An 8,813-nucleotide genomic window follows, 5' to 3' on the forward strand; every position below is an offset into this window, starting at 1 on the left:
CCACGGACCTGCCGGGCAGTTACTGGCCGCTGGGCTCCTGCACGGTGTCGCCGGGGTGATGGTCCAGCAAGCGGTCGGTCAGGGCCGCGGCCGCCCACATGGCCCCCAGCGTCACCCAGGCCGTGGCGGTGAAGACCGCGGCGCCGGACAGGCCTGCCCCCACCGCACAGCCGCCGGCCAGCATGCCGCCAAAGCCCATCAGCACGGCGCCCACGATGTAGCGACGCATGCCGGGGCCGCTCTCGAAGCCCTCGAGCTTCAGCTCGCGGAACAGGGCCGCGGACAGGAAGGAGCCCAGGAACACGCCGGGCATCAGCCCGGCGTCGAAGGACAGCGGCTTGTCGGTGACGAAGAGCACGCGGCTCAAGATCTCGGCCGAGGGGCCGGTGAAGCTCAGGGACTGGATGGGGTGGGCGTCGAAGGCCAGGCGGGACACGGCATAGGTGAACCACCAGCCCGCCACCACGCTCAGCCCCACGCCCACCGCGCCGGCCCAGCCCCAGAACGAAACCTTCTGCCGCCGCGCCCAGACCACGGCCGCCAGCAGCCAAAAGGCCGCGAACAGCATGGCGCCGCCGTGACCGATGCCGGTACGGGCGATGAGGTCCCGGGCACCGCCGCCCTCGATGGTCCAGCCGGCGGAGATCCACTCGCGCAGCGGCGACAGGGCCCCGGTCAGCGCGGACTGGGCGGTGACCGCGAAGATCAGCCCGGAGACGACCGAGCGCAGATTGCCCTGCGCCGCCAGCACCAGCAGCCGGCTGGCACAGCCACGGGCCAGGATCATGCCGATGCCGAACAGCGCCCCGCCCACGGCCGCGCCCGACAGGCTGCCACGGGCGGCGATCTGGCGGGCATTGCCCGCATCGAACCAGCCCAGGCTGGCCAACAACTGGGTGCCCCCCACTGCAGTGGCGAAGGCGAAGAGCCAGACCGTCAGCCGCCCGCCCAGCAGGTTGCGGGCGAACTCGATGACGGCCGAGCGCAGGCAGAAACGCGAGCGCTGGGCCATGAAGCCGAAGACCATGCCGATGAGCAGGGCCCCGCCGGCCAGCACCCGGTCCTCGCCCCAGCGCTCCAGCAACAGGTCCAGGCCCATGTGGTGTGCCTCAGGGCTTGATGTAGGCGTAGCCCTGCTGCTGCAGCTTGGCCAGGCGCACCACGCCGGAGGGCGTGAAGTCGGCCTCCTGGATGAACTGGTCTTTCTTGAGACCGCGGTTCTTCAGCGTGATCTCGCAGATCTCGAAGCGCACGCCGCGCGCGCGCAGGGCCGACACCAACGGCGCGAACTCGGTGCCGTCCGGGGCCTTGGCCCCTTCCATCAACATGTCCACCCCTTCAGCGTGGGTGACGACGATGATCTTGGCCTCGGGGTCGGCGTCCATGTGGTTGCGCAGGTTGCGCAGGCCCTTGAGGCCCTGGGTGGCCGCGTTGTCGATGTGGTAGACGACCAGGTCCTGGGCCCAGCCGGCACAGGCAAAGAAGGACAGGGCCAGGGCGAGCAGAAAGGACTTGAAGCGCATCGGGATCTCCTTGGAGGTGGTGTTTGGGCGCAGGCGGTCAGAACTCGATGTCATCGGCGATGGCGCGCAGGCCCTGGGCCGCGCAGGCCTCGTCGGCGTCGCCTCCCGGTGCGCCGGAGACAGCGAGGGCCCCCAGCAGACTGCCCCCCGCCTCGATGGGCAGCCCGCCTCCGGCAGCCATGAAGCGCGGGTCGCCCCGCAGGCCGCTCATGGGCTTGCCGGCCTGGGTCTCGGCAGCGAACCCCGAGGTGCTCATCTTGACGCTGACCGCCGTCCAGGCCTTGCGGGTGGCCACGTCCGGCGTGTGGGCACCGGCCAGCCGGTCGCGCAGCAGGGCCTGGGGCAGGCCGGCCCGGTCCACCACCACGGCCGCCACCTGGTAGCCCTGGCTGCGGCAGTGGGCCAGCGCGGCCTGCACCGCCTTCAACGCGGTCTCGGGCGTGAGCTGGCGCACGGTGAAGGTGGCCGCCGGGGCGTCGGCCGCCTGCACGGCGGCGCTGCCGCTCCCGCCCAACAGGCCCGCCAGTGCGAGCGCAGGGAAGCGGCCAGCGCAGGGCATCGTGAACCTCATGCCGCCATGCCGGGGTTGCCCTGCACGCCGGTCAGCGTGGGGGTGTTGATGTGGCGTGGCTTGACCCGGCCGCCCTGGGCCTTGAGCCAGGCCTCCACGTGCTCCCACACCGGCTTGACGCCTGGCGCCGTCTTGGCGGATTCGGCCACCGGCGCCCAGCCGGCCACCTTGTAGGTCTTGTCCGCCTCGATCAATTTGCCGCGCAGGCGCATGTCGCTGATGCGCTGGCCCATGGCCGCGCCCGGGTTCATCGCGTAGCTCAGGCCGCCCACCCGCACCATGTCGCCGCCCTGCTGGTAGTAGGGATCGGGGTTGAAGAGGTTGTCGGCCACGTCCTCCAGCACCGTCTTGAGGGTGGCGCCGCTCATCTCGGTCAGCGTGGCGTAGGGGTAGGTGATGGCCAACTGGTCCATCATCAGCTCGCGGGTGATGGTGTCGCCCGGCAGCAGCGTGGTGCCCCAGCGGAAACCGGGCGAGAAGGCGATCTCGGCGCCCTGGGTGTCCATCAGCGCGTCGCAGATGAGCTGGTCCCAGCTGCCGTTGAAGTTGCCACGGCGAAACAGCAGGCCGTCGGTGACGGCCAGCTTCTCCGAGAGCTTGGCCTCATAGGGCGCGCGCACCCGGTCGATCAGGGCCTGCATCTCGGCGTCGGGCGCGAGCTGGTTGGCAAAGACCGGCAGCAGGCGGTAGCGGTAGTCCGCCATCTTGCCGTCCTTGATCTCGAAGTCCATCACCGCCAGGAACTTGCCATTGCTGCCGGCATTGGTGACCAAGGTGGTGCCGCCGGCGTTCTTGACGGGCACGGCCACCGGCACGCCGTCGTGGGTGTGGCCGCCGAAGATGGCGTCGATGCCGCGCACGCGGCTGGCCATCTTCAGGTCCACGTCCATGCCGTTGTGCGAGAGCACGACCACCAGCTGGGCCCCCTTGCCGCGGGCCTCGTCCACCACCGCCTGCATGTTCTCGTCCTGGATGCCGAAGGCCCAGTCGGCCACCATGTAACGGGGGTTGGCGATGGGGGTGTAGGGAAAGGCCTGGCCGATGACGGCCACCGGCACGCCGTTGAGGTTGCGCAGCGTGTAGGGTTTGAAGACCGGGTCACCGAAGTCGTTGGTCTTGACGTTCTGGGCCACGAACTCGATCTTGCCCTTGAGATCCTTCTGGACGATCTCCATCACCCGGTCCATGCCGTAGGTGAACTCCCAGTGGCCGGTCATCACGTCGACGCCCAGCAGCTTGCAGGCGTCCACCATGTCCTGGGCGTTCGTCCACAACGAGGTGGCCGAGCCCTGCCAGGTGTCGCCGCCGTCGAGCAGCAACGCGCCGGGACGGCTGGCCTTCAAGCGCTTGACCAGGGTGGCCAGGTGCGCGAAGCCGCCCACCTTGCCGTAGCGCCGCGCCGCCGTCTCGAAATCGAGGAAGGTGTAGGCATGGGCCAGCGGCCCGCCGGCGGGAAGGCCGGCCGCCCTCAGCAACTGCTCGCCCACCAGGTGCGGCAGTTGGCCCTGCATGCTGCCGATGCCCAGGTTGACGCTGGGCTCGCGGAAGTAGATCGGCTTGAGCTGGGCATGGCAGTCCGTCATGTGCAGCAGCGACACGTTGCCAAAGCGCGGCAGGTCATACAGCCCCTGCTCGGCGGTGGCGGCGTCGGCATCGGCGTAGCGGCCCAGGGCCATGCCGGCCACCGAGGCCGAAGCCATGACGTTGAGGAATTCGCGGCGCGAAAGATTCATGGTTCAGCAAGCACCGATGTGAGGGAGCGGCAGCGACCGCACGGCCTGGCGCCGCGCGGCCGGGTGGCGGTCACTGGTTGACGGGAGACTGCGGATCCAGCAGCAGCGCCATCACGTCGCGCAGCTGCTGCTCGTTGAGCAGCTTGCCGTGACCGAAGCGCGGCATGGTGGAGCAGGCCGAGTAGGCCTTGCTGTCCCACAGCTTGCCCCAGGTGTACTGGATGATCGGGGCCGAGGCCGGATCGCTCAGATCCTTCACGCCGCGGATCTTGCCGTAGTTGTAGAGGCTGGGCCCGATGGTGCCGTAGGAGATCTCCTGTTTGGAGATCTGGTGGCAGTTGTAGCACTGGGCCCCGTTGGTCGCGGGGTCGGTGCTGGCATCGGACCAGGTCATGCCGCGGCCGTTCTGGGCCAGCTTCTCGCCGACCTTCCAGTCGCCGATGTAGCGCCCGCCCTCAGGCCAGCGGATGGCGGCAAACTCCGCGGCCTCGATCCGGCGGGTCACGGCCTCGTCCGGCGGCGTGGGGCTGGAACAGGCCGCCTGCACCGCATCCTGGTCCAGGCGGTCCATGCCGGCAATGCCCTTGGCGTGGAAGGAGCTCTTGATCATGGCGCGGGCCTGCATGTCCAGTTCGGCCGCGGTGGGCGCGCTGGCACAGCCGATCACCAGCCAAGATGCGGCCAGCACGGCCGACATCGACAGAAGCACGGGGTGGCGTTGCATGGGGTTCGTCCTTGTCGGTTCGGCGCCTCAGCGCTTGAGGGCGGGGGCGATCGACTCGGCGCCCCGGGCGTTCACGCCCATGAAGACTCCCAGCGCGATGGTGACGTCCGAGGCATAACCGGGATAGGGAAAGCGCTGCTGGCGGAAGCAGTCGTTGAGCCGGCGCTGCATGCTCCACATCTCACCGCTGGACACCCGGTAGGCCGGCCAGGCCGCGAAGCCCACGCCATCGCCCGGGTTCTTGGTCAGGTTGGGCAGGTCCTGCAGGCGGATGCGCTTGCCGTCTTCGCCGTGGCAACTGGCGCAGGAGAAGTCCATCGGCCCGCCGCGGAAGAAGAAGGCCCGCTGGCCCAGCGCGTAAAAGCGGCGCTCCTCGGCATGGGCCTGGGGCACCGCGATCTTCATGCCGCGCGACTCGGCCGAAATCCAGGCCGACAGCGCCTCCAGCGTGACCTGCTCGCCTTTGCCGAAGGGTGTGGCGGCGATCTCCGTGGCGCTGAAGCCCTGGATCTTCTCCATGCAGGTCAGCAGGCGCGACTCCAGGTCCTGCACCCGACCGGTGTCGGCGAACCAACGCGGCATCTGCACCCAGGCGCCCTTGACCACCCCCGGCCCCAGGCCCAGGTCGCAGCTCTGCAGGGACACCTTTTTCGGGCCCCGCGGGGTCTTCCAGAGGTCTTCCCCCTTGGCCTCGAACAGTTCGGCGGGGTTGCCGTCCTCGAGCATCTTGCGGTATTCGGCAATGCCGTCCGCGGCCGACTTCTGCTGCGCGCTGGCGCTGCCCAGCGCGCCGAGTGCAGCCAGGGTGCCAACCATGATTCGGGTGGTGTGCATGCTGTTCGCGGTGAAGGGGTGGAGGATGGACCGAGACGCCGGGTGCTCAGGACACCGTGGCCTCGTCGGTCCGTGTGTCACCGTGGTTGTCCTTCCAGCTCACGGTGATCTTGTCGCCCGCCTTGGCGCCCTTGACGGCGAACTGCAGGTAGGGGTTCTTGGAAATGGAGGGGCCCCATTGGGCCGTCAGCACCGGCTTGCCATTGAGGCTGGCGCTGACCTCCTGGATGTACCAGGCGGGGATCACCTTGCCGGACGCATCCTTGCGCTGTCCGGTCTCCATCTCGTGGCTCATCAGCACGCGCACGGTCGTCTTGTCGCCTTCGGCCTTGGCGCGGATGCGCATCGGGTCTGCCATGGTGTTCTCCTGTGTCGGTGTGAAAGGTGGATGGGGGCGCGGTGCGTGCAGCCTCAGCCGCCGCAACCGCCCAGCGTGACCTTGACTTCCTTGTGCGCGAACAGCACCTTGCCGTCGTTCATCAGGGCCACGGCCATCACGTTGGAGGACTGGCCCATCTTCACGCGGGTGGCGAAGTTGGGCTCGACCGCATCGCTCACGTCGAACAGGGCCGACAGCACGCTGGGGTTCTTCTCCACCATGACCATCAGCTGCTTGACGCCCGGCAGCGTGGTGGCCACGCCGATGGGCACCACCGCGCCGTTCTCGGCGATGTCGGGCCCGGTGATGGTGACGTCCTTGCTCTCGGTCGGCGCACTGCCCCCCAGGGCCTTGACCACCTCGGCCAGGGTCTTCATGTCGAAGATGGCGGCGTTGTAGGCCGCCTGCGCCGCGGTGGGCAGCAGACCGGCGGAACCCAGCATTGCCGCCACGGCGGCAGAGCGGGTGAGCATCTCGCGTCGGTTGATCATGTGAACTCCTCTGAGGAAACGAAATTAGTGAAGATTCTTCGGGACAAGGAGCGGGGGAACCCCTGGGGGTTTACTTGGAGGCCCCGGCCGCCAGCCAGTCGACGATGCGCTGCAGGTCCGCATCCGGCAACGCCGTCTGAGGGGGCATCGGGATGCTGCCCCACAGGCCCTGGCCGCCGGAGCGGATCTTCCCGCTGAGGTAGGCCTGGAGGTCGGCCCGTCCCTGGTACTTGGCCGCCACGTCCTGGAAGGCCGGCCCGACGATCTTGCGATCCACCCCATGGCATGCCGCGCAGGCGTACTTCTGCAGCAGGGCCTGCACCGGGGCGCCCTGCCCGGCCGCCGCCGGCTTGGGTGAGGGCGTGGCCGCCGTCGTGGCTGCGGCCTTCGTCCCCGGCGGCTGGGTGGTGTCCACGCCATGCTGCGGTCCCACCAGGCGCTGCTGCTCGGCCAGGTTGCCGTTGTTGTTGCGGGCATGGTCCGGCAGGAAGGAAGCCACTTGGGGCTCGCCCGCGCAGTCCTTCATGCAGGCCACGGCTTTCACGTCGGGCTTGCCGCCATTGCCCATGCCCTTGCCGGGCCACAGGCCGTGGTCGGTGGTCATGCCATTGCGGTTGGGCATGCGCGCCTGGGCCTGGGCGATGGTGGTGTCCGAGAGCACGAAGTCGTCCGGCACGATGCCCGACAGGTTGAGCAGATAGTCCACCACGCTGTAGACCTCGTCGGTGGACAGGGACTTGGGCGCGTTCCAGGGCATGGCCCGGTTCACGTAGTCCCAGATCGTCGAGACGGTGGACACCTTCATGAAGGTGGTGCGCCCCGGGAAGCCCTTGTCATTCAACCGGGCCACATGGCCGGTCTTGATGTCCTCGGCCGTCACCCCGCCGATCAGCGGCGAGAAGACCTCGTTGCTTTCGCCGAACACACCATGACAGGCGGCGCAGTGGCTCTCCCAGACATCCTGGCCACGCGAGACCGTGCCCGAGCCCTTGGGCAGGCCCAGGAAGTCCGGCCGCACGTCGATGTTCCAGGCGGCCACCTCCTTGGGCGTGGCCTCGCGCCCGATGCCCGGATAGCTCGTGGACTGGGCGACAGCCGTGCCCATGCCGGCGCACGCCAGCACAACGGCCCACAGCAGGCGTTCAAGAGAGCTGGACATTCTTCACCTCCCCGCTCTCCTGCACCAGCCAGGTCTGGATGGCGTTGTTGTGGTAAATCGAGCGGGTGCCGCGCACCGCGCGCAGTTGCGCGTAGCTGGGCTGCACATAGCCGGTGTCGTCCATCGCGCGACTCTGCACCAGGGCCGGCTTGCCATCCCAGGCCCAGTCCAGCGTGAAGCGGGTCAGGCACTTGCTCATCACCGGCTCCTGCAGCCTCGCCGTGCGCCAGTTGCGGCCACCGTCCACGCTCACATCCACGCGCTTGACCTTGCCGCGTCCCGACCAGGCCAGACCGCTGATCTGGTAGTAGCCCTTGTCCAGCAGCACCTGGCCACCCGAGGGCGTGGTGACCACGCTTTTGCACTCCTGGGTGCTGCTGTACTGGCGGTGCTGGCCACCCGGCAGCAGATCGATGTAGTGCACGGCCTCATCCTTGGTGGCGTAGGGCTTGTCCCCCACCTCGATGCGCCGCAGGTACTTCACCCAGCTCACACCCTGCACACCCGGCACCACCAGGCGCAGCGGGTAGCCCTGCTGAGGCCGCAGCATCTCGCCGTTCTGGCCATAGGCCACCAGCACCTCGCCGCTTTCCACCAGCTCCATCGGGATGGTTCGGGTCATGCTGGAGCCATCCGCCCCCTCGGCCAGCAGGTAGCGACCCCGCTTGTAGTCCGCACCCGCCATGTCCAGCAGGATCTTCAGCGGCACGCCGGTGAATTCGCTGCAGCTGAGCATGCCGTGGGTGTACTGGGCGGTGGGCACCGCCACATTGCCCCATTCCATGCCGGTGTTGGCGCCGCATTCGATGAAATGAAAGCGGCTCACCGAAGGCAGACGCATGATCTCGTCCATGGTGAAGACCATGGGGCGCTTGAGCATCTTGTCGTCCGAGCCGTTGAGCATCAGACGGTGCTTGGACGGGTCCATGTCCCACCAGCCCTGGTGGTGACGCTCGAAATGCAGGCCGCTGGGCGTGACGATGCCGAACAAGCTTTGCAGCGGCGCGAACGAGACCGAGGCCTGGGTGGTCTGTGTCAACCCCGGGCTGGGGCGACGCTGCACATTGGCCTCGTACTGCGAAGGCTTGCCATAGCCCCCTTCCGAGGCCACCGGCTGTCCCAGGCCCTTGCTGTAGCTCGGCAGATTCAGGATGTTGGGATCCCCGCCTTCTGTCGGAACCGGGTTGGCCTGGGCCAGCGCTGCCGGCGCAGCTGCGGTGGCCATGGCCGCGGCAAAGGCGCCCCGGATGAAGTCCCGGCGCCCGTCCTTGGCTTCGCGGAACACGGTCCGGACACCGTCCTGGTCGATGAAGTTCTCGGGCGCCTTGCGCAGGCGGCCGGAGTGCTGGGGGTCAAGGCTCACGCTCACTCCTCGGGTCTGACCGGTGGTGCTCGCTGA

At 68.5% G+C, this 8,813-nt stretch carries 10 protein-coding genes; all 10 read right to left on the reverse strand.

Annotation, left to right across the window (positions count from 1 at the left end; translation table 11 throughout):
• Positions 1-19 precede the first annotated feature (19 nt).
• A complete protein-coding gene (locus I73_RS04255; protein ID WP_022979476.1) occupies positions 20-1,099 on the reverse strand; it encodes a YeeE/YedE family protein in 1,080 nt (359 codons plus the stop codon).
• Positions 1,100-1,109: 10 nt separating this feature from the next.
• On the reverse strand, positions 1,110-1,523 hold the full coding sequence (locus I73_RS04260) for a DsrE family protein (RefSeq protein ID WP_022979477.1): 414 nt from the start codon (positions 1,521-1,523) through the stop codon (positions 1,110-1,112).
• A gap of 37 nt (positions 1,524-1,560) precedes the next feature.
• The gene (locus tag I73_RS04265; protein ID WP_234409407.1) at positions 1,561-2,094 is read right to left on the reverse strand and encodes a heme-binding protein; all 534 of its coding nucleotides are present in this window, start codon (positions 2,092-2,094) and stop codon (positions 1,561-1,563) included.
• Complete coding sequence (gene soxB, locus I73_RS04270; protein ID WP_022979479.1) at positions 2,091-3,827, reverse strand: thiosulfohydrolase SoxB; 1,737 nt, start codon at positions 3,825-3,827, stop codon at positions 2,091-2,093. The genes I73_RS04265 and soxB overlap by 4 nt, the downstream gene beginning before the upstream one ends.
• Before the next feature lie 70 nt (positions 3,828-3,897).
• A complete protein-coding gene (gene soxX, locus I73_RS04275; protein WP_022979480.1) occupies positions 3,898-4,551 on the reverse strand; it encodes a sulfur oxidation c-type cytochrome SoxX in 654 nt (217 codons plus the stop codon).
• Positions 4,552-4,578: 27 nt separating this feature from the next.
• Positions 4,579-5,367 (reverse strand): sulfur oxidation c-type cytochrome SoxA, encoded by a 789-nt coding sequence (gene soxA / locus I73_RS04280; protein ID WP_051048999.1) that lies wholly within the window; start codon positions 5,365-5,367, stop codon positions 4,579-4,581.
• Between the two features lie 64 nt (positions 5,368-5,431).
• The gene (gene soxZ / locus I73_RS04285; RefSeq protein ID WP_022979482.1) at positions 5,432-5,743 is read right to left on the reverse strand and encodes a thiosulfate oxidation carrier complex protein SoxZ; all 312 of its coding nucleotides are present in this window, start codon (positions 5,741-5,743) and stop codon (positions 5,432-5,434) included.
• 53 nt (positions 5,744-5,796) lie between these two features.
• Positions 5,797-6,255, reverse strand: a complete 459-nt coding sequence (gene soxY / locus I73_RS04290; protein ID WP_022979483.1) for a thiosulfate oxidation carrier protein SoxY — start codon at positions 6,253-6,255, stop codon at positions 5,797-5,799.
• A gap of 70 nt (positions 6,256-6,325) precedes the next feature.
• A complete protein-coding gene (locus I73_RS04295) occupies positions 6,326-7,414 on the reverse strand; it encodes a c-type cytochrome (protein ID WP_022979484.1) in 1,089 nt (362 codons plus the stop codon).
• Complete coding sequence (gene soxC, locus I73_RS04300) at positions 7,398-8,777, reverse strand: sulfite dehydrogenase (protein WP_026096294.1); 1,380 nt, start codon at positions 8,775-8,777, stop codon at positions 7,398-7,400. The genes I73_RS04295 and soxC overlap by 17 nt, the downstream gene beginning before the upstream one ends.
• Positions 8,778-8,813: the final 36 nt, after the last annotated feature.

Origin of the sequence: Ideonella sp. B508-1 (genome assembly GCF_000333615.1) — a bacterium.
Classification (GTDB): domain Bacteria; phylum Pseudomonadota; class Gammaproteobacteria; order Burkholderiales; family Burkholderiaceae_C; genus Ideonella.

What these genes read in the sequence shown, in the direction of transcription:
- I73_RS04255 (WP_022979476.1), bottom strand. Translation starts at nt 1,099, where the DNA reads ATGGGCCTGGACCTGTTGCTGGAGCGCTGGGGCGAGGACCGGGTGCTG.
- I73_RS04260 (WP_022979477.1), bottom strand. Translation starts at nt 1,523, where the DNA reads ATGCGCTTCAAGTCCTTTCTGCTCGCCCTGGCCCTGTCCTTCTTTGCC.
- I73_RS04265 (WP_234409407.1), bottom strand. Translation starts at nt 2,094, where the DNA reads ATGAGGTTCACGATGCCCTGCGCTGGCCGCTTCCCTGCGCTCGCACTG.
- soxB (WP_022979479.1), bottom strand. Translation starts at nt 3,827, where the DNA reads ATGAATCTTTCGCGCCGCGAATTCCTCAACGTCATGGCTTCGGCCTCG.
- soxX (WP_022979480.1), bottom strand. Translation starts at nt 4,551, where the DNA reads ATGCAACGCCACCCCGTGCTTCTGTCGATGTCGGCCGTGCTGGCCGCA.
- soxA (WP_051048999.1), bottom strand. Translation starts at nt 5,367, where the DNA reads ATGGTTGGCACCCTGGCTGCACTCGGCGCGCTGGGCAGCGCCAGCGCG.
- soxZ (WP_022979482.1), bottom strand. Translation starts at nt 5,743, where the DNA reads ATGGCAGACCCGATGCGCATCCGCGCCAAGGCCGAAGGCGACAAGACG.
- soxY (WP_022979483.1), bottom strand. Translation starts at nt 6,255, where the DNA reads ATGATCAACCGACGCGAGATGCTCACCCGCTCTGCCGCCGTGGCGGCA.
- I73_RS04295 (WP_022979484.1), bottom strand. Translation starts at nt 7,414, where the DNA reads ATGTCCAGCTCTCTTGAACGCCTGCTGTGGGCCGTTGTGCTGGCGTGC.